The organism is Arthrobacter glacialis, assembly GCF_002909415.1.
Taxonomy (GTDB): Bacteria; Actinomycetota; Actinomycetes; order Actinomycetales; family Micrococcaceae; genus Specibacter; species Specibacter glacialis.
In genome coordinates, this window is record NZ_PPXB01000006.1 from 258234 (window position 1) to 276429 (window position 18196).

At 62.7% G+C, this 18196-nt stretch carries 19 protein-coding genes; 11 read left to right on the forward strand and 8 right to left on the reverse strand.

Features of this window, described 5'->3' with window-relative positions; all coding sequences use genetic code 11:
- Window positions 1-78: 78 nt before the first annotated feature.
- The 3 genes from CVS28_RS09770 to xdhC are packed head-to-tail and all read left to right on the forward strand — an operon-like array spanning window position 79 to window position 4795.
- Window positions 79-1554, forward strand: a complete 1476-nt coding sequence (locus CVS28_RS09770; protein ID WP_103481389.1) for a xanthine dehydrogenase small subunit — start codon at window positions 79-81, stop codon at window positions 1552-1554.
- On the forward strand, window positions 1551-3947 hold the full coding sequence (gene xdhB / locus CVS28_RS09775) for a xanthine dehydrogenase molybdopterin binding subunit (RefSeq protein ID WP_103481390.1): 2397 nt from the start codon (window positions 1551-1553) through the stop codon (window positions 3945-3947). Before CVS28_RS09770 ends, xdhB begins: the two co-directional genes overlap by 4 nt.
- An 8-nt stretch (window positions 3948-3955) precedes the next feature.
- The gene (xdhC, locus tag CVS28_RS09780) at window positions 3956-4795 is read left to right on the forward strand and encodes a xanthine dehydrogenase accessory protein XdhC (RefSeq protein WP_103481391.1); all 840 of its coding nucleotides are present in this window, start codon (window positions 3956-3958) and stop codon (window positions 4793-4795) included.
- On the opposite strand, the gene CVS28_RS09785 is transcribed toward xdhC, so the two are convergent.
- Entirely contained in the window at window positions 4792-5841 is a 1050-nt protein-coding gene (locus CVS28_RS09785; protein WP_243399804.1) for an NADP-dependent oxidoreductase, read from the reverse strand. The genes xdhC and CVS28_RS09785 overlap by 4 nt on opposite strands.
- A 129-nt stretch (window positions 5842-5970) precedes the next feature.
- On the opposite strand from CVS28_RS09785, the gene CVS28_RS09790 reads away from it, so the two are divergent.
- From CVS28_RS09790 to CVS28_RS09800, 3 genes are read left to right on the forward strand one after another with little or no spacing between them, the layout of a single operon-like run.
- A complete protein-coding gene (locus tag CVS28_RS09790) occupies window positions 5971-6549 on the forward strand; it encodes a TetR/AcrR family transcriptional regulator (RefSeq protein WP_103465443.1) in 579 nt (192 codons plus the stop codon).
- Between the two features lie 31 nt (window positions 6550-6580).
- The gene (locus CVS28_RS09795; protein WP_103465442.1) at window positions 6581-7801 is read left to right on the forward strand and encodes a YihY/virulence factor BrkB family protein; all 1221 of its coding nucleotides are present in this window, start codon (window positions 6581-6583) and stop codon (window positions 7799-7801) included.
- A gap of 4 nt (window positions 7802-7805) precedes the next feature.
- On the forward strand, window positions 7806-9209 hold the full coding sequence (locus CVS28_RS09800) for a mycothione reductase (protein WP_103481393.1): 1404 nt from the start codon (window positions 7806-7808) through the stop codon (window positions 9207-9209).
- 305 nt (window positions 9210-9514) lie between these two features.
- On the opposite strand, the gene CVS28_RS09805 is transcribed toward CVS28_RS09800, so the two are convergent.
- Window positions 9515-10156, reverse strand: coding sequence for an NAD(P)-dependent oxidoreductase (locus tag CVS28_RS09805; protein ID WP_103481394.1), 642 nt, complete (start codon window positions 10154-10156; stop codon window positions 9515-9517).
- Between the two features lie 129 nt (window positions 10157-10285).
- Here CVS28_RS09805 and CVS28_RS09810 point away from each other — a divergent pair, with 129 nt between their 5' ends.
- Both CVS28_RS09810 and CVS28_RS09815 read left to right on the forward strand, forming a co-directional pair.
- On the forward strand, window positions 10286-10669 hold the full coding sequence (locus CVS28_RS09810; protein ID WP_103465439.1) for a winged helix-turn-helix transcriptional regulator: 384 nt from the start codon (window positions 10286-10288) through the stop codon (window positions 10667-10669).
- Window positions 10669-10917: a hypothetical protein gene (locus CVS28_RS09815; RefSeq protein WP_103465438.1), complete on the forward strand. Its 249-nt coding sequence runs from the start codon at window positions 10669-10671 to the stop codon at window positions 10915-10917. The genes CVS28_RS09810 and CVS28_RS09815 overlap by 1 nt, the downstream gene beginning before the upstream one ends.
- A gap of 251 nt (window positions 10918-11168) precedes the next feature.
- Here the strand turns inward: CVS28_RS09815 and CVS28_RS09825 are convergent, their stop codons facing one another.
- From CVS28_RS09825 to CVS28_RS09835, 3 genes are all read right to left on the reverse strand, one after another.
- Complete coding sequence (locus tag CVS28_RS09825; RefSeq protein WP_103481396.1) at window positions 11169-11621, reverse strand: DUF3817 domain-containing protein; 453 nt, start codon at window positions 11619-11621, stop codon at window positions 11169-11171.
- Window positions 11622-11681: 60 nt separating this feature from the next.
- The gene (locus CVS28_RS09830) at window positions 11682-12605 is read right to left on the reverse strand and encodes an oxygenase MpaB family protein (RefSeq protein WP_207767489.1); all 924 of its coding nucleotides are present in this window, start codon (window positions 12603-12605) and stop codon (window positions 11682-11684) included.
- A 77-nt stretch (window positions 12606-12682) separates the two neighbouring features.
- Complete coding sequence (locus tag CVS28_RS09835; protein WP_165788120.1) at window positions 12683-14107, reverse strand: DUF4232 domain-containing protein; 1425 nt, start codon at window positions 14105-14107, stop codon at window positions 12683-12685.
- Window positions 14108-14271: 164 nt separating this feature from the next.
- Here CVS28_RS09835 and CVS28_RS19685 point away from each other — a divergent pair, with 164 nt between their 5' ends.
- Both CVS28_RS19685 and CVS28_RS09840 read left to right on the forward strand, forming a co-directional pair.
- A complete protein-coding gene (locus CVS28_RS19685; protein WP_165788121.1) occupies window positions 14272-14448 on the forward strand; it encodes a hypothetical protein in 177 nt (58 codons plus the stop codon).
- Window positions 14449-14518: 70 nt separating this feature from the next.
- Window positions 14519-14983, forward strand: a complete 465-nt coding sequence (locus CVS28_RS09840) for an SRPBCC family protein (RefSeq protein ID WP_103465434.1) — start codon at window positions 14519-14521, stop codon at window positions 14981-14983.
- Between the two features lie 140 nt (window positions 14984-15123).
- Here CVS28_RS09840 and CVS28_RS09845 read toward each other — a convergent pair whose 3' ends face one another.
- The 3 genes from CVS28_RS09845 to map form a co-directional block, all read right to left on the reverse strand.
- A complete protein-coding gene (locus tag CVS28_RS09845; RefSeq protein WP_103465433.1) occupies window positions 15124-15624 on the reverse strand; it encodes a universal stress protein in 501 nt (166 codons plus the stop codon).
- A 164-nt stretch (window positions 15625-15788) separates the two neighbouring features.
- On the reverse strand, window positions 15789-16601 hold the full coding sequence (locus CVS28_RS09850) for a putative protein N(5)-glutamine methyltransferase (protein ID WP_103481398.1): 813 nt from the start codon (window positions 16599-16601) through the stop codon (window positions 15789-15791).
- 54 nt (window positions 16602-16655) lie between these two features.
- Window positions 16656-17423 (reverse strand): type I methionyl aminopeptidase, encoded by a 768-nt coding sequence (map, locus tag CVS28_RS09855; RefSeq protein ID WP_103465431.1) that lies wholly within the window; start codon window positions 17421-17423, stop codon window positions 16656-16658.
- Window positions 17424-17492: 69 nt separating this feature from the next.
- Between map and CVS28_RS09860 the strand changes: the two genes are divergently transcribed.
- Complete coding sequence (locus CVS28_RS09860) at window positions 17493-18194, forward strand: DNA alkylation repair protein (RefSeq protein WP_103481399.1); 702 nt, start codon at window positions 17493-17495, stop codon at window positions 18192-18194.
- The last annotated feature ends 2 nt before the right edge of the window (window positions 18195-18196 follow it).

The window sequence follows — 18196 nt, forward strand, 5'->3', positions numbered from 1 at the left end:
TTATCCATGCCGCAGAACTAGACCCTCACATAACCCAGCCAGCGCTATCTACGACGACGAAGAAGCCGGGGCACCACAATGAATACACCCGAAAACGTCTTGGGCACCGAGCCAGCGTTCATCGTCAACGGTGCGGGGCGCTCCTTCGGCCCGGGAGCCTCGCATACAACAGCCCTTGAATGGCTGCGCAACAACCGGCTGACAGCAGCCAAGGAGGGTTGTGGCGAAGGCGAATGTGGCGCTTGTGCGATCCTGCTCGCCCAGACCGACCGGGATGGCGCAACAAGCTGGACGGCGGTCAACTCCTGCCTCATCCCGATGGCCTCACTCGACGGCCAGGAGATGGTCACCTCCGAAGGGTTGGGATCGCCAGAGCAAATGCATCCAGTCCAGGAGGCGCTGGCCTCCGGCGGAGGGTCCCAGTGCGGATACTGCACCCCCGGATTCGTGTGCGGCATGGCGTCTGAGTTTTATCGTCGGGACAGGACGCCACTGGCCCAGGATACGCAGCAGCCCACTCCCGGCGAGCGCGGCCCCAATGGGTTCGACCTTCATTCCCTCAGCGGCAATCTCTGCCGATGCACCGGGTACCGCCCCATCCGAGATGCTGCCTATTCGTTGGGAGCCCCCACCGATGATGCATGGGCCCGGCGCCGCGATGAACCTGCCCCCGGGTACCGCGCAACTGATCTCAAAAGATCCGACGGCCAGTTCGTTCGCGCCACCACCTTGCAACAAGCCACCACGTTGCTGGCCGAAAACCCTACGGCAATCCTCATCGCTGGAAGCACCGATTGGGGCGTCGAAGTCAACCTGCGGGCGCGTCGGGCACCGATGGTAATCGCCGTCGACCGCATCCCAGAGCTGGACTCAATTCTGCTCACCGACACCGAAATAGAGATTGGCGCGGCAACGCCACTTTCAGAAATTGAGCGCGTACTCGACGGCAGGATTCCCCTGCTCGCCCAGCTCATCCCCCAGTTTGCATCCCGCCTCATTCGCAACCGGGCAACACTTGGCGGCAACCTCGGGACAGGCTCCCCCATCGGAGACAGCCCGCCGGCCTTGCTCGCTCTCGAAGCCCAGATTGTTCTTACCTCGGCGGAGAGGCAAAGAGTCCTTCCCCTTGCGGATTACTTCACCGGCTACCGGACAACGGTCAAGGAACCGGGCGAACTGATCAAGTCAGTCCGCATCCCCTTGCCGCTGTCGAATCTGAGTGCTTTCCACAAGATCACCAAACGCCGCTTCGATGACATCTCCAGCGTGGCTGTCGCGTTCAGCCTGCACATTGATGACGAGGTGATCACTAAAGCTCGCATTGGACTGGGCGGTGTCGCTGCCACTCCGCTGCGCGCCTACGCCACCGAAAAGATGCTCACAGGCCAACCCTGGAACCGGGACACCATCAAGGGTGCTGCCGCTGCCCTGGGCGCCGAAGGGACGCCAATGAGTGACCACCGCGCCAGCTCCAGCTACCGCTCGATCATGCTTTCAAGCGCCCTCATCAAGCTGTATACAGAGAACAATCTGATCATGGAGGCCACACCATGAGCCATCTTTCACGCCGGTCAGCCGCTCCCGCTGTCGGTGCATCCGTGCCCCATGAGAGCGCCCGCTTGCACGTGAGCGGACAGGCCCTCTACACCGATGATCTAGCCCAGCGCACAGCTGGAGCGCTCACCGCTTGGCCTGTTCAATCACCCCATGCACATGCCCTGGTCCGCTCCATGGACACCACTGCTGCGTTGGCAATCCCCGGCGTCATCCGCGTGCTCACTGCACAGGACGTTCCTGGCATCAACGACTGCGGAATCAAACACGACGAACCCCTGTTCCCCTCCGAAGCCATGTACTACGGTCACGCACTAGCGTGGGTACTCGGTGAAGACCAAAACGCTGCGCGAGCGGGCGCCGCCGCAGTCGTCGTCGACTACCTCCCCCTCCCCTCCCTCATCTCAGTTGCGGAAGCGATCCAAGCACAGTCCTTCCAAGGGATGAAAAGAACAATCAGCCGCGGAGATGCGGATGCGGCACTGGCAACCGCCGACAGGGTCATGTCCGGTGTGACGGAATTCTCCGGGCAGGAACATTTCTATTTAGAAACCCAGGCAGCATTGGCAACTGTCGATGAAGGCGGCCAAATCTTCGTACAAAGCAGTACCCAGCACCCCTCTGAAGCCCAAGCAACTATTGCGCACGTGCTGGGCCGGGCAAGCAACGAGATTACTGTGCAGAGCTTGCGCATGGGTGGCGGTTTTGGCGGGAAGGAAATGCAGTCCCACGGATTTGCCGCCATTGCCTCGATTGGCACCCTGCTCACCGGCAGACCTGTCCGTGTCCGCCTCAACCGCACCCTTGATATGACCATGACGGGCAAGAGACACGGGTTTCACACCTCATGGGAGGCAGGATTCTCCTCGGAAGGAAAACTGTTGGCCCTCAAGGCCCTGCTGACGGCCGACGGCGGCTGGTGCCTGGATTTGTCAGAAGCGGTCCTGGCACGGGCACTGTGCCATGTCGACAACAACTATTTCATCCCCCATGTGCATCTCGATGGCCGGGTGGCCAAGACCAACAAGACCTCTCAGACAGCTTTCCGCGGCTTTGGCGGACCGCAGGGAATGCTGATGATTGAGGACATTCTGGGGCGCAGCGCACCACTTCTAGGTCTGGCTCCGGAGGAATTGCGGCGCAGGAATTTCTATCGTGACGGCGACAGCACACCCTATGGGATGCCCGTACGGCACGCCGAACGGGTCACAACAATGTGGCAGGAGGCACTAGAGCGAAGCAACTTTGCCGAACGCCGTCGCGAGGTTAATGCGTTCAATGCGGCCCATCCTGGCCGCAGGCGGGGCCTGGCGATCACGCCCGTGAAGTTTGGCATTTCCTTCAATCTTGTGGCGCTCAACCAGGCCGGCGCCCTGGTGCATGTGTACAAGGATGGCTCGGTGCTGATCAGCCACGGAGGCACCGAGATGGGTCAGGGACTGCACACCAAGATGCTGCAGATTGCTGCGACCAGCCTTGGCATACCGCTTTCCGGTGTACGGCTGGCACCCACCCGCACCGATAAGGTTCCCAACACCTCAGCAACCGCCGCCAGTTCGGGAACTGATCTCAACGGCGGCGCGGTCAAAAACGCCTGTGAACAAATCCTTGGGCGCATCGCCGTCGTCGCCGGTGCCATGCTCGGCGTCCCCGCGCAAGATGTGCGCTTCTCCGGTGGCCTGGTTACAGGTTTGGGGGTCACGGATCAGAGTTTTACCTTTGCCGAGGTTGTCATGCAGGCCTATCTGCAGCGTGTGCAGCTGTGGGCCGCCGGCTACTACAGGACCGGGGGCCTGCATTGGAATCCCGAGCTCATGCAAGGCGAGCCCTTCAAATACTTTGCCGGCGGCGTGTCAGTCACGGAGATGGAAGTGGACGGATTCACCGGGACCTACAGCACACGCCGGGTGGACATTGTCCACGACGCCGGAGATTCCCTGTCCCCGATCATTGATGTTGGCCAAATCGAAGGCGGCTACGTACAAGGGGTGGGTTGGCTTACCTTGGAGGACCTGCGTTGGGACGAAAGCAACGGCCCCCATCGAGGGCGGCTGCTGACTCAATCGGCAAGCACCTACAAACTTCCGAGCTTCTCCGAGATGCCGGAATTGTTCAACGTGCATCTGATGGAGCATGCCGAAGAAGAGGGTGCCGTCTATGGGTCCAAGGCGGTGGGTGAACCCCCGCTCATGCTGGCGTTCAGTGCCCGTGAAGCACTTCGTGATGCGATCAGTTCGTTCGGACCGGCACACCACAGCGTTGAACTGGCATCCCCAGCCACGCCGGAGGCCGTCTTTTGGGCCATCCAGGAATCATGCAAGGCTGCCGGCACCTCGTTTGAAGAGAACGCCCTCAGCGCGGCGAGGCTTCGGCCTGTCACGGTGAGGCCTTAGGGGTCATCATGGATTGGCTGGAAGCGGCGGTGAGCCTGCGCGAGCGAAACGAGACGGGCGTTATCGCCACGCTCGCCCAGGTGCGCGGCCATTCGCCCCGCAATCCTGGGGCCAAATTGGTCATCTCCTTGGATGAGCTGTGGGGCACCATCGGTGGCGGCAATTTCGAGGCCAGCGTCATAGATCGTGCACGGGAACTGATAAAGGCAGGCAACGGCACATCCGAACTCATGACCTTTACGCTCAACGACAAGGCTGCCAACGCTCACGGTGTGCAATGTTGTGGCGGAGAAGTCAATGTCTTGCTTGAGGTACTCAACCCGAGACGGACAGTAGCGATTTTTGGGATCGGGCATGTTGGCTACGAAATAGCCCATATTCTCGCCCGGCAGCCGCTGAACCTGGTCCTTGTCGATTCACGCCCGGAGGCTCTCACTCCCGGCCGCATCCGGCCCCTCATGATGGGGCTGGCAACCATCACTGTCCGCCACGAACCAGCACCCGAAGTTGTCGTGCCGGATCTTCCTCCGGGGGCTACGGTGCTTGTCCTCACGCATGACCACTCCGAAGATCTCATGGTCTGTGAGGCCGCGCTGCGGGCCGAGGTCTTCTACCTTGGACTCATCGGGTCCCGCAGCAAATGGTTGCGCTTTAGCAAGAAGCTCAAAGATGAGGGCTACGATGAACGCGACATCAGCCGGATCACTTGTCCCATCGGCATTTCAGCCATAGCTGGCAAGGATCCAGCCAGCATTTCCGTCAGTGTAGCTTCTGACCTGCTCATCCGCTGGGAAAACTCCGATGTTGCCGCAGGTGTCCCCGGGCCAGCCACCCGCCACCCGGCTTAGCGGATCACATCCGCCATGACTGCTGTCCGGACCACCATTTTGCCCGTGTTCGCACCCTGCATCATGCTCAGGAGCGCGTCAACAGCATTCCCAATGCCGTCAACAACCGTTTCGTCGTAGGCGATCTTGCCGGCCGTGAACCATGCGGTCATGTGTTCATTGAATTCCGGCGCCAGGTCAAGGTAGCTGCCCAAGGTGAAACCCTTGAGTGATAGTCCGCGGGTAATCATGTTAACCATGTTGTCCGGCCCCACCTTGCGCTCAGTTGAGTTATACCCGGCAATGGCCCCGCACAGCGCGGCCCTGCCACCTGGGTTGAACACGTCAAGGGCGGCTTCCAAATGCCCGCCGCCCACATTGTCAAAGAAGACGTCGATTCCCTCGGGGGCAGCCGCTGCCAACTGCTCGCGGACGGGGCCGCTCTTGTAGTTGAACGCAGCATCGTAGCCATACTTTTCGGTGAGCAGGGCCACCTTTTCATCAGTGCCGGCAGAACCGATGACCCGGCCAGCACCCAGGAGGCGTGCTATTTGGCCAGCGGCCGTGCCAACCGCACCGGCGGCACCGGAAATGAACACGGTGTCGCCGGGCACCATGTTGGCAACGGCGGTCAAGCCAACGTAGCCGGTGAGCCCGGTCATGCCCAGTATCCCAAGATACAGCGACAGGGGCGCGCCAGGAATTTCCGGGACGACCTTGAATCCGGCGGCATCTTCTTGCACAACATCACGCCACCCGAACTGGTGGAGTACCACGGAACCCACAGGGAATGCGTCACTGGCCGACTCCACAACGCGGCCAATGGCACCACCTGTCATGGTTTCACCCAAGCCAAAGGGCGCCGAGTAGCTCTTGGCTGCGCTCATGCGGCCACGCATGTAGGGGTCAACGGAGATGAACTCATTGACCACGCGAATCTGGCCTGGGGCCAGTTCTCCCAATTCAATCTGCACGGTCGCGAAGTCGTTGGGGCGCGGCCATCCCACGGGACGGGCAGCCAGTTGAATTTGTGTACTGATGGAAGTGATCACGAGGTGACCTTTCATGTGGAGACTTTTGACGAGCAACGACTGCCAACTGGCGCCGCGCGTTCCCGCGGAGCATCAACGTGGCATATTATGTAATGACTGGTCCACTATATATTGGACCGAACGGTTCACAAAATGAGGGGTCCGATGGGACGCACACAGGCCTTCGACACTGACGAAGCAATTCGCGCCGCGCGCACGGTGTTCTGGGAACATGGCTACGAGGATGCCTCCCTCCCCGACCTTGAGCGTGCCACAGGACTGAGCCGCTCCAGCATCTACCACGCCTTCGGCAGCAAGCGCGGTCTCTTTGACGCCGCCATCACGAGCTACCTCGCCGAGATTATTGAGCCGCGGCTGCGCCCCCTCAACGCCCAACCCGTCGCCCCGGGCGCACTCAGCGAATACTTCACCGGCCTGCGTGCCGCCCTTGCCCGGCGCGATTCGCTGTCGGCCGGAAATGGCTGCCTGCTCCTGAACGCTGCCGGCGCTCCCATCGCCAATGAGTCCGCCGTAAGCCACGCCATTGCGGGCTACCGGCACGAGCTCAATGCCGCCTTGGTTCGTGGCATCGCAGCCCACCAGCCCAGCCTTGAGGAGAACGCCCGTCAGCAACTGGCAACAGTGCTCACCTCATTGGTTATTGCAGCCATGACACTGGCTCGAATAGACAATGCCCAGGCGCTGGCAACAGTGGACACGGCCCTGGCACTTCTTCAAGGATGAACACCCCACCAAAGCGGTAGTGTGATCTGGTATGAACTCGCAAGAGAAGTCCCCCGAAAGCACCGGCTCCGCGACAGGGCAGGTGGCAGCCCCGGATCCAGACGACGCGCGCAAACTACAGGGCTTCAACGAACTAAAAAAACAGTCGTGGAAGTACATAGCAAAACGCTCCCTGACCAAGTTCAGCGCCGACGGCTGCACTGACATGGCCGCATCACTGACCTACTACGGAGTACTGTCGCTGTTCCCGGCGATCCTGGCACTTGTTTCCATCGTGGGGCTGGTGGGCCAGGCCGAACAAACCACCAAGGTGCTGCTGGACTTGGTGAGCCAGCTCGGCGGCACGGAAATAGTGAAGACCATCCAGGACCCCATAGAGCAGCTGGCAAGCTCCCGGGCAGCAGGGTGGACCTTTGTCCTGGGCCTGCTCACAGCACTATGGTCCGCGTCGGGCTACGTGGGGGCCTTCAGCCGGTCCATGAACCGGATTTACGGCACCGATGAGGGCCGTCCAGTATGGAAGCTCCGCCCGGCACTGCTGCTGGTGACACTTGCTTCCGTGCTACTGGTGGCTGCCATTGCCCTGCTGCTGGTCGTCTCCGGACCCATTGCCAAGGTGCTGGGGGATGCCATTGGTGTGGGCGATACCGCCGTGACCATATGGGACACAGCCAAATGGCCCGTGGTTGGACTGCTCACCATTGCGCTCATCGCCATCCTTTACTACTACACGCCCAACGTGCAGCAGCCCAAGTTCCGCTGGATCAGCGTGGGCGCCACCGTGGCGCTCCTTTCCGCCGTGCTGGCATCGGCCGGGTTTAGCCTCTACCTGGGGAACTTTGCAAAATACGACAAAACCTACGGCACCATTGCCGGTGTCATAGTGCTGCTGCTGTGGCTGTGGATCCTGAATCTCGCGCTGCTCCTGGGGGCCCAAGTGGATGCCGAACTTGAACGCGGCAGGCAGCTCCAGTCTGGCATCAAGGCCGAAGCCCAAATCCAGCTGCCGCCCCGCGAGATTAGTGCCAGCCTGAAAAAGCAGGAGAAAGAGCTCCTACTGGTCACCGAAGGCAAGGAACTCCGTGAAAAGTTCGCTCCGGACTCTGAATTTGAAGAGCCCGCCACTAACCCGGAAAAGAAGGCCCTGCTGTGGCTGGCCGGCGCCGCGGCCGCCGTGGCCGCCGTCGTGACGCTGCGCAAGCATCGCCGCAAGGGCAGAACCACCCGCGAACAAACCACCTCCAAGGACTGAACTCATGGCGCATTTTGACCTTGTCATCATCGGCACGGGCTCCGGGAACTCCATTCCCGGCCCCGAGCTGAGCCACCTGCGCATAGCCATCGTTGAGGACAACCTCTTTGGTGGAACGTGCCTGAACGTTGGCTGCATTCCCACCAAAATGTTTGTCCATCCCGCAGAACTTGCCGACGCCGCACGGCATGGCCGGGCATTGGGCATCGACGCGCAACTCAACGCCGTGGATTGGAAGGGAATCCGGGACAGGATTTTTGCCCGCATCGATGCGATTGAGGCCGCAGGCAGGGCTTACCGTGAGGGTCCCGACTGTGCCAATGTGAGTGTTTTTGCCGGCCATGGCCGGTTCACTGCCCCCAAACACCTGAGCGTTTCCCTGCACGACGGCGGCACCGAAGTGATCACGGCGGAGAAGTTTGTGCTGGCGGCAGGATCCCGTGCCGTGGTGCCTGACATTGAGGGCTTGCTCGACCCCGGGGTCACTGTCCACACCTCCGACACCATCATGCGGATCGACGCACTTCCCGCCAGCATCGCGATAGTGGGAGGCGGCTTCATCGCGGCCGAGTTCGCCCACGTCTTCTCCTCGTTCGGGGTGGCCGTCACGCAAATTGCCCGGGGTCCGGCCTTGTTACGCAACCAGGACCGTGACGTCTCCGAACAGTTCACCCAGGAAGCCGCGGCCCGCTATGAGGTGCTGCTCGAGGCGAGTGTTGAACAGGTCACGGCGGGCGGGTCCGGCGTCGTTCTTGAGGTCAAGGGCCCGCATGGACACCGAACCGTCACTGCCGAGCTGCTGCTCATCGCCACTGGCCGGCAATCAAACGCCGATAGTCTGGGCGCGGAGGGCGCCGGCATTGCCGTGGACGACGCCGGGCGGGTGGTGGTTGATGAGTATCAGCGCACCAGTGCGGAGGGGATCTTCGCCTTGGGGGACGTGTCCAGCGCCCATCAGCTCAAGCATGTTGCCAACCATGAGGCGCGGGTGGTCCAGCACAACCTGACCCATCCCGGGTCCATGATGGCGGCCGACCACCGCTTCATTCCGGCCGCGGTCTTCGCCGATCCGCAAATTGCCTCCGTGGGGCTGACCGAGGAGCAGGCCGGCAGTCAGGGGATTCCCTATGCCGTGAACACCCAGAGGTACGCGGACATAGCCGCGGGGTGGGCCCGGGAAGACACCGACCATTTCCTGAAGGTGCTGGCCGATCCAGTCACCGGCCAGTTGCTCGGCGCCCACATCATTGGCCCGGAAGCGGCAACGATCATTCAGCCACTCATCCACGCCATGTCGTTTGGCCAGAGCGCCCATTCGGTGGCGCGCGGGCAGTACTGGATTCATCCGGCGCTGAGCGAGCTCGTCGAAAATGCGCTCCTGGGCCTGCCGGAACCGACCGGAGGGTAGCCACCAGGGCGCGCCACCGGCCCACGGCGACGCCGATGGCGTCGGGCGCGCTCGGCTGGCAGCAGTGCTTCCGCCGGGACGCAGAGCTCCAGCGGTGAGGCCTGCAGCAATTGTGGCGCGTTGCCGACCACGGGGAATGTCTCCTGGATTCGCCCCATCCATGCCGACCGGACACCGCGAACCCTGGTGGGAACCACTGAACGCGGCACCTAGTCCAGCTGTGGCTGAAGCAGCGCATGCCAGCCACAAGCAAAGGCGCCCGGCCGAGTTTCCCCAGCCGGGCCCCTGATCAAGGCGGACTCGCTCTAGTACGCCACGGTAAAGCGCTGGCGGCGGTGCGCAGGGCTCTCGATTTCATCCACCAGAGCTGCCGCAAGGTCGGCCCCGGAGATGTTCGAATTTCCGTCGGCGTCAACCAGGAGAACGTCTCCGCCAATACGGAATGTTCCCGTTGCCTCGCCCGGGACCCAGGCGCCAAATGCCGCGGCGGGGCTCACGTAGAACCAATCCAGCTCTCCCGCACTGACCCGCAGCGCCTCTAGCAGGGCCTCGCCGGTGGTGGCCTCAGCCAGGAACTCGACCGGGAAATCGCCATCCATGAGCTTAGGGCCGCCGGGGGCAACCAGCAACGACCCGGCCCCTCCCACCACACCAAGGCGCACGCCTGCGTCTTGGGCGAGCACGCTGAGTTCTGCAACCACACCTTCCAGCTTGCCTTCAAGATCTCCGCGCGGCGACAGCGTTTCAACCACCACATCGGCGTCGGCCACCACTTGGGCCAAGAAGTCGGGATCAAAGACGGATCCGGTCACGTAGTTGGCCCCCTTCACGGCGTCGGCGGGAAGGTTTCGGCTGTAGGAAGTCACCTCATGGCCGCGCTCCACCGCCACTCGAACAATGTTGCTTCCCGCATATCCGGTTCCACCCAAGACTTTGACTTTTGCCATGATGCATTCTCCTTGCTGAGTGAGCGTACTGACCCGACTGGTCAATGGTTACTAAAAGAGAGTAGCATACCAAAGGAGAGTTAGGCGCGTTGATATACTCAGGAGACCGGGAATGCCAAGGAGAAGAATATGACCGTTTTAGAGTGGGACCCCTATGACCGCAACTGCCCGTCCCGGCAGGTGCTGGACAGGGTTGGGGACCGTTGGACGGTGCTTGTGGTTGGTGCCCTCGCCGCAGGACCGATGCGGTTCTCGGAACTTGCCGAACGCGTGGACGGCGTCTCCCAGAAGATGCTCACCCAGACCCTGCGCAACTTGGAACGCGACGGGCTCGTTACGCGCACCATGTACGCCCAGATCCCGCCCCGGGTGGAATATGAGCTCACTGACTCTGGCACCACGCTGCAATTGCCCATGAAAGCGTTGGAGGACTGGACCAAGGAGCACATGCGGGGCATCATGGCAGCGCGCTATGAGTACGACCTTCACAAGGCTGAACTCCCGAAGCCGTAGTGGCCCGGCGGGCCACTACACAATGGGCCCGACCCGAAGGCGTTCTTGCCGGGACCACAGACATCTTCGCGCGATCGGATCTGGACTTTATCTCCGCCTGTGTCACCTCCGCCGACCCTGGCCTTCACTTTCACGGCCCCATCAGCAAGGACGGCACCTTGGAGGCGGCTACACCCTTCCAAGCCACCCTGACGTCCTCGGGCACCGGCGCGCTGGTGACTGTGCACCTTGGGCAACGCCTGAACTGATCCTGCGCGGCTCGCAGGAATCTCCTGCAGGTAGCCAGTCTGCCGCCCCTGCATGCGCCCCATGACGGCACCTTGTTCGCCCAGCGGGTCCTGGCGGTGACATTCGATCTTGGCACGGCTTTTGCCAGCGACTTTGATGCACCGTCGTGCGTGGTCCAGGAACTCGCGCTGAAACTGCTTCTGGATGAGGTGGTACGGATGCGGCCAATGCCGACGAAGAGGGTTGGCTTGGCACTGGAAGCCGGGATACTTTAGGAGCGGCCGCCGGGAGGGCCAACGAACAGCATGGTTGCCATGATGCCGCCCACGAACACCACGCTGAGCAGTGCCGGGCGGTTGAGCATCCAGCGCAATACCACCTGAACCCAGTGGCTGTCGCGGGGGTGGGCAGTGGCAGAGGTGCGCCATGCGCCGTCGAGCTTGTTATTCTTTTCCAGCCACCTGTCAAAGGGGATGGTCAGGTACGGGACAAAGGCAGTGGCCGCGGCGCCAACCATCAAGCGCTTGGGCCAGCGCTGGTTCAGGCCGACCAGGACCGCGGTGGTCACATAGCCAATGAACACCAGTCCGTGCGCGAACCCGCCCACCTTGACGGGCCAGTCACCTACTCCCACGCCATATTTGAGGATCATGCCGGTGATCAGCAACGTCCAGGTGACGGCCTCGGCGATGGCTACTGTGCGGTAAAAAGTGCGTGGCGACATGGGCTGTTTACAGTCCTCGGATAGGGGGTGACGTCAAGGGGCAAAAATGCCATGCCCAGCCTAGCGGTGATTGCTGGGAGAACTCTCAAGGCCCAACCGGCGCCGGCGGGTCCGGGCGGACTTCTCGCTGGGGCTTGTTGCCCCCAAACTCCAGCCGACGACGGCGAGCACGGCCTTGGCGGGGCACCTCACCGGGAGCGGGATGGGACCCAGCCGTGGAGTGTGCAGCCTGAGTAGCTCGCGGTATTCCGGCGGCAAGGTGGCAACAGCCGCTGCAAACAAAACCTTGTACCCGAGCTGTTGGGAACGCGGCAGGGGCGGGTTCCGGATGAAGGAAACGGTTTCAGCCACCCTTGCGTCGTACCGGAGCTCGGGGGTGTAGGCCGCCAGCTGTGCCCTTAATTCTTGGACTGTTACGGGTGGGCTTTCCACCTGCATGAGGGCCCCTGCCACAGCCCAGTCGGCCACATAGGCGTCTGGTCCGCCGGGGATCGGACCGCCGTAGCCCTGGTGGGTCGCCAGAAACGCCTGGGTGAAGGCCAGATGCACCCAGCGCAGCAGATCCGGATCGTTGGCGCCGTAGTGGCGGTCTTCACCGCTGTTGGTGGTGAAGGTGCCCTGAACATACTTATGGATTCTCAACACTTTCGCCGAAGCGTTCTGCGCTGCCGTGGTGTCGCCGTAGCTGACTGTGAAGATCCAGCGAATGGTTCCCGCCAGCCGGCCCAGCGGATCTGAGCGATAGTCGGAGTGGTCATGTACTCCCGCGAGCGCGCCCGGGTGCAGCGCTTGGAGCAGCAGGGACTGGATGCCCGCCACCAGGGTGGTCATGGAGCCGTGCACAGCCCACGCCGCCGTGCCCGGCCCAAAGTAGCCCCCGTCGCTCCCCTGTTCCAGGTCAAGTTCCCACTGCGGGATGGCCGCTGAGTTGTTGCTGAAGGTGCCGCGCAATTCTCTGCGCCAACGGCTCAGAACGTTTTCCATACACCTAGTCTGACCCATTGCCGGCGCGGATGCCCCGGAAATGCAGTTGGCGGTGAATTGTTGGTCATCGAATTGTGTCAGCGAAAAAGCGGGGCGTCCGGCCAATCCCATGCCGAAACCTCCAGCTCACTGCCCTCGATGATGTCTGGTGTGTCGGTCAGGACCTGGGTGGGGACAAATCCTTCACCCTCCCTGGGTGCCACCGCCATGGACGCCGGCAGGATGTGTCCTTGCGTGGTGGAGTTGGCACCCCAGGCCAGCATTGCCGTGGCCGTTGCACCCGGCGCCAGGCTGATGGGTGCCGGTCCCGGATCGGAAAACATGTAGGAGCTTCCATGGGTCAGCGTCACCGGAATCGGGGCGCCGTCGTCCGCGAAGAACTTGACGCCGGGATACCCCTCAACGGAGCACCGCGTGGCACTGGTGTTTGTCAGCAGGATGGTCATGGCACGGTGCCCCAAAGCGGCCTCGACCCGCCCCTTCATGCTGGCGGTCAGTTGCGCCACCGTGCACGGAGGTGCGGGAATGTACGACGGCGGCGAGTAGGTGGGTGGGCCGCTTGGTTCGTCAATGGGCGGTGGCGGCGGTTGCGGCCCCGCATAGTTGAGCTTGCCGCTGACCAGTGTTAGTCCCGTGCCCTTCTCCGCAATGAAGAAGTCAGTGACCACGGCCTCGCCGGGGGTGTAGGCAAGGGGTGTGCTGCGCAGGTACTCAAGGATGGGTTGGGATTGGCTGGAATCTTCCACCGTGAGCGTCAAACGCCGCTGGGGCTGCCCGTATAGGACTCGGGTGTCCACGTCGACGCTGCGTGCGGCGAACTGTGTGCCGAGTTGTGTCACCAGTTCCGTGAGCCCGGCCCCCAGGGCTTTTCCTGCGGTGGTTATGTGTGCCCGTCCCTGCGACACCAACAAGGCACCCACGTTAAGTTGTTTCGCAGCCAAGTAGGCGCCCACGGGTTTCAGGAATTGAAATCCGGTGGTTGTCACCTCCGCCACCCCGTCATGATCCATCATGGCCCGCTCCACCCCCGGGAGCGCGCCAATCTCCCGGGCAACGGCAAAGTACTGCGCCGTGATCGGTGCCGGGCCCTGGGAGCTGTACACCCCGGCCTCGGCCCCGGCGCCCGTTGCCTCGTCGGCGTCGGAAATGCCAACCTCCCACGCAAAGCCAAGGCGCTGCCCGGCCACGTTTTCGGCAAGTGCCTGCGCTGCGGCAACTGCCACATTGGTGCCCGTACCCTTGGACACCCGCAGTCGAATGGAGACGAGCCACGTGGATACATCATCGGCTGAGCGCGGGTGGTCCTTGGGGTCATGACCTGGCTGATTGAAGATCACCTTTACACCTGCCACGCCGTCGAGGGCTTTGGCGTACTCTCCCGCGGCATCCCCGGCCTCGCGCACGCTAGATGGCGGTTCATTCGGGCCCCAGCGGCAACCTGTCATGGCAAGAACCAGCGTGAGCGCCAGCCAGGTGGCCAGTAGTTTGCTGCGGTGTTTCACCAGTCCCCCGTGTCCTGCGATGCCCGTGTGCGTTGAGTCTAACTGGTCTGCCCCAGCCGGTGTGCCTTGCCTTGGATCGTGTCCATGACAAAGCCTGTTTGGAGGTTCACAATGAGAGTGAGGCCCTTGGCACTTTAGTCCTTGTGGCCGGAGAGAAGACAGCCATGAGCAACCCACCAGCACCCATAGACCCGGAGGAAGCGTCCCGATGGGGCCGGGAAGCCGCCACGTCCCGTGAACACAGCGAGACGGCAGCCGAGGGCACCGACGGCCTGGACATGCCGGAGATTCGCATGCATTCCCAAGTGGCAGCCGAGGGTCCCGAGGGCAGCAGCGAGTGAACGTTCCGCCCAGCATGCAATCCGCCGTCGCGTTGGAGACACTGCAGCTGCGGCGGCATAAGCTGTGACCATGACTAGTTTCAGTGTTTCCCGCAGCGCATTAATCCCGGCCACCGCGGAGGAAATCTATCCGTTGGTGATCAGCTTCCGGGAATGGATCAACTGGTCACCGTGGGAGGGCCTGGATCCGGCCATGCAGCGCACGTACTCGGGCCCCGTTGCGGGTGTGGGCGCCAAGTACGCGTGGAAAGGCAAGGGCAAGGCCGGGGCTGGCACCATGGAAATTGTTGAAGCCACGGAACCGTCCAGAATTCACATCCGGCTGGAATTCAGCAAGCCGATGAAGGCGGTGAATCCCACCACGTTCACGTTTGTCCCCGAGGGCAGCGGCACCCGCGTCACCTGGACCATGACGGGCGAAAACAAGGGCTTGGGCCGGGTGTTCATGCTGTTCATGAACATGGACAAGCTGGTGGGCGGCGACTTCGAGAAGGGCCTGGCACAACTCGCAGCAGCCGTGTCCACGCGCAGCTGAAGCGAATAGGGGTGAGTGCCAGTTTGCCTGTGGCCCACCGTGGAAGGTCATTAAGTTATCCGTCTCACTGGCTGCTGACGCGGCGCATGCCCCAAGGCCCGTGTGGCCAGCACCCTCTGGCATCACGTGCTGATGAGTTCCTAACCGTGCAGCGGCGGGTGCGCGTCCACCCGGGGGATGGCCAGCACCGGAACATGCTGGGTGGCCAGGAGCTTGCGGACCACGGAACCTGTCAGGACCTCATTGACGCCGGCCAACAGGCCGGGGCGCCGGGCACCCACCACAATGACGGAGGCGGAGGCGGCCAAGGCGAGTCTGCCAAGGGCCATGGCCGGATCCCCGCCGAGAACCCTCAAGGAATACTCCACCCCTTGGGATTGTGCCGCCGTTCGAAGAATGGGTTCAAGTTCCCGCACTGCCGACGCCGCCTCGTCCTCGGGATCAAGTGCCCGGTTCAAGGATCGGCCCATCGGGTTGCCGCTGGGATCCCATTCGATGAGGTAACTGCCCGGGTCTACATAGCCGGCCATGACACTGACGCCGGTCGCTCTCGCCAACGATACGGCGCAAGCCAGGACAGCAGGATCCTGCTCTGGCAACAGCCCCACCAGCACCGCCCCTGTGCTAAATAGAGGTTCCATGACGGACTCACTCCCTCTCCGTTCGGCGTCAACAGTGCTCAAGTTATGCCCTCATTCTTATGCACCGGGCACCAAAGGGGAAGTGCCATTTTGACGTGACGTCGCAAGTCCAGCCATTCCCGGGAACGCCGGTCGGCAGGCCTTGGGCTCGCCTTGGGGCGCACTCAGAGCCGGCCGGTGACCACCGTTCCCGCCAGTTCGTCGCCGTGGGAAAGGGTGGCAGTGAAGCCGTGGGACGTCATGATCGCGGCGCTCTCCGCGCCCTGCCGGACGCTGGTTTCCACCAGCAGGTATCCACCGGGCCGCAACCAGGCCGGGGCCAGGGCCGCGATCCGGCGTTGGATGTCCAAGCCGTCGGCTCCGCCGTTGAGAGCAGCATGCGGTTCATGCAGCCTGGCCTCCGGGGGCATGAACGCAATCTCATCTGTGGGAACGTAGGGGGCGTTGGCCACTATGACCTCCACCGTTCCGCGCAGCTTTTCAGGCAGCGGAGTAAACAGGTCGCCGCAGTACGCATGCCCATGGGCGGGCAGCACATTCTCGGCTGCGCAAGCCACGGCCGCCGGATCAATGTCTGCCGCATGCAAGTCCAAGCCGCCGAACTCGTGCGCCAGTGCTGCACCCACTGCGCCGCTGCCGCAACACAAGTCCACCACCGTTGGCCCTGTCTTAAACAATCCGGGTACCGTGCCGAGGCTGTGCAGAACCTCCAGGGCCTTGTCCACCAGGAATTCGGTGCGCACCCGGGGTACAAAGACACCCGGCGCCACGGCCATCCGCAGCCCATGGAAAGATGCCCAACCCACCAGATGCTCCAGCGGAATCCCTGACACCCGCCGCGCCACCATCCCCGCCAGCTCCTGCGGGCTGGCGGCCGCGTCCACCAGGATGGTGGCTTCATCTTCGGCGTACACGCAACCGGCAGCACGCAGGGCTGCAACTAGGCCTTCTGTGTCCAAAAGCGAAAATGGCTCCATGGCTTCCTTCGGTGTTGCCGCCCGGTGGCACTGCTGCGCGAAACCGGTCCGGGACTAGGGCAGAGTCAGGATCACCGGACCATCGGCGGTGATGGCGACGGTGTGTTCACTGTGCGCTGCCCTCTTGCCCTTGAGTGAGAGCAGGGTCCAGCCGTCGTTTGCGTGCTGGTAGTCATCGCACCCGCCGGCTATGAGCATGGGTTCGATGGCAATGACCAGGCCTTCGGTGAGCTTTATTCCCCGTCCGGGGCGCCCTTCGTTGGGGACCGGCGGTTCCTCGTGCATGGCGCGGCCAATCCCGTGTCCGCCATGGTCTGCCAACAGTCCGTAGCCTTCCCGGCGCGCCTGCTTCTCAATGGCGTGGCCAATGTGGCCCATGGTGTTGCCAATCCGGGCCGCCTCAATGCCCCGGGCCAGGGCGGCGTCAGTGGCGGCGATGAGGGCCACATCCTCCGGCCGACCATCCCCGACGGTGAAGCTGATGGCCGCGTCCCCACACCAGCCATCAAGGAATGCGCCGGCGTCAATGCTGACCAGGTCGCCGTCGGCCAGCTTGTACCCATGGGGGATGCCGTGAACCACGGCATCGTTGACGCTGGCGCAGATCACGCCAGGGAACGGAATGGGCGCCCAGCGCGGGTGGTAATTCAAAAAGGCGGGGACGGCTCCGGCGTCGCTGAACACGGAGGCGGCTACGGCGTCGAGCTCCTTCAGGCTCACACCCACACCGGCATGAGCCTTGACGGCGGCCAGGGCCCGGGCCACTATCCGGCCGGCCTCACGCATGGCCGCGATTTCTGCTGCTGTCTTGATCTTGCCCATGGCGATCCCCCGGTACTTCGCTCTTGACGGTGTTGAAACCACAGTACCCAAGGCCGCTACGCTGAGGAAATGACGTTCGACGCCGGCTCCCCCAACACTTTGTTCCTCACCGCCCTGCGCCCAGCCTTGGCGGAAGTGGCCATCGCAGAGAAGGCTGAAGGAATGGCTGCATACATGAAGTCGGCCATGCCGTATCTGGGCGCCCCCTCCCCCTCGGTGCGCAAGACCGTGCGGGCACTGGCCAAGGAACACCCCTTTAGTTCCGTAGAGCAACTCCGCGCCACCGTCACTGTCCTGTGGGACGGCGCACACTTTCGGGAGGAACGGTACGCGGCCATCATGCTCACCGACTCACGCCTGGCCCGGGGCGAGTTGGGGCTCCTGCCGTTTTACGCCGTCGTGATTGAGACGGGGCAATGGTGGGACTATGTGGATTCCGTTGCCCCGCGACTCAACGACCTTCTGCAACAACACCGCCAAACCATGGATCCGGTGCTGCGGGAGTGGAGCGAGCACCCGAATTTCTGGTTCCGGAGGGCAGCGGTCATCGCCCAATTGCCCGCCAAGGCGGCCACTGACACACAGCTGCTCAGCGACCTGATGGCACCCAATCTGGCAGAGCCGGAATTCTTCATTCGTAAGGCCATCGGGTGGGCGTTGCGCCAATATGCCAGGACCGATCCGCATTGGGTGCGCGGCTACGTTGCCCAGCATGAGAGTCTGCTCAGCCCACTGTCACGCCGAGAGGCGCTCAAACACCTGAACCCCTAGAG

Bases quoted from the DNA above. Each gene is read 5' to 3' on its own strand.
- CVS28_RS09770 (WP_103481389.1), top strand. From the start codon at position 79: ATGAATACACCCGAAAACGTCTTGGGCACCGAGCCAGCGTTCATCGTC.
- xdhB (WP_103481390.1), top strand. From the start codon at position 1,551: ATGAGCCATCTTTCACGCCGGTCAGCCGCTCCCGCTGTCGGTGCATCC.
- xdhC (WP_103481391.1), top strand. From the start codon at position 3,956: ATGGATTGGCTGGAAGCGGCGGTGAGCCTGCGCGAGCGAAACGAGACG.
- CVS28_RS09785 (WP_243399804.1), bottom strand. From the start codon at position 5,841: ATGAAAGGTCACCTCGTGATCACTTCCATCAGTACACAAATTCAACTG.
- CVS28_RS09790 (WP_103465443.1), top strand. From the start codon at position 5,971: ATGGGACGCACACAGGCCTTCGACACTGACGAAGCAATTCGCGCCGCG.
- CVS28_RS09795 (WP_103465442.1), top strand. From the start codon at position 6,581: ATGAACTCGCAAGAGAAGTCCCCCGAAAGCACCGGCTCCGCGACAGGG.
- CVS28_RS09800 (WP_103481393.1), top strand. From the start codon at position 7,806: ATGGCGCATTTTGACCTTGTCATCATCGGCACGGGCTCCGGGAACTCC.
- CVS28_RS09805 (WP_103481394.1), bottom strand. From the start codon at position 10,156: ATGGCAAAAGTCAAAGTCTTGGGTGGAACCGGATATGCGGGAAGCAAC.
- CVS28_RS09810 (WP_103465439.1), top strand. From the start codon at position 10,286: ATGACCGTTTTAGAGTGGGACCCCTATGACCGCAACTGCCCGTCCCGG.
- CVS28_RS09825 (WP_103481396.1), bottom strand. From the start codon at position 11,621: ATGTCGCCACGCACTTTTTACCGCACAGTAGCCATCGCCGAGGCCGTC.
- CVS28_RS09830 (WP_207767489.1), bottom strand. From the start codon at position 12,605: ATGGAAAACGTTCTGAGCCGTTGGCGCAGAGAATTGCGCGGCACCTTC.
- CVS28_RS19685 (WP_165788121.1), top strand. From the start codon at position 14,272: ATGAGCAACCCACCAGCACCCATAGACCCGGAGGAAGCGTCCCGATGG.
- CVS28_RS09840 (WP_103465434.1), top strand. From the start codon at position 14,519: ATGACTAGTTTCAGTGTTTCCCGCAGCGCATTAATCCCGGCCACCGCG.
- CVS28_RS09845 (WP_103465433.1), bottom strand. From the start codon at position 15,624: ATGGAACCTCTATTTAGCACAGGGGCGGTGCTGGTGGGGCTGTTGCCA.
- CVS28_RS09850 (WP_103481398.1), bottom strand. From the start codon at position 16,601: ATGGAGCCATTTTCGCTTTTGGACACAGAAGGCCTAGTTGCAGCCCTG.
- map (WP_103465431.1), bottom strand. From the start codon at position 17,423: ATGGGCAAGATCAAGACAGCAGCAGAAATCGCGGCCATGCGTGAGGCC.
- CVS28_RS09860 (WP_103481399.1), top strand. From the start codon at position 17,493: ATGACGTTCGACGCCGGCTCCCCCAACACTTTGTTCCTCACCGCCCTG.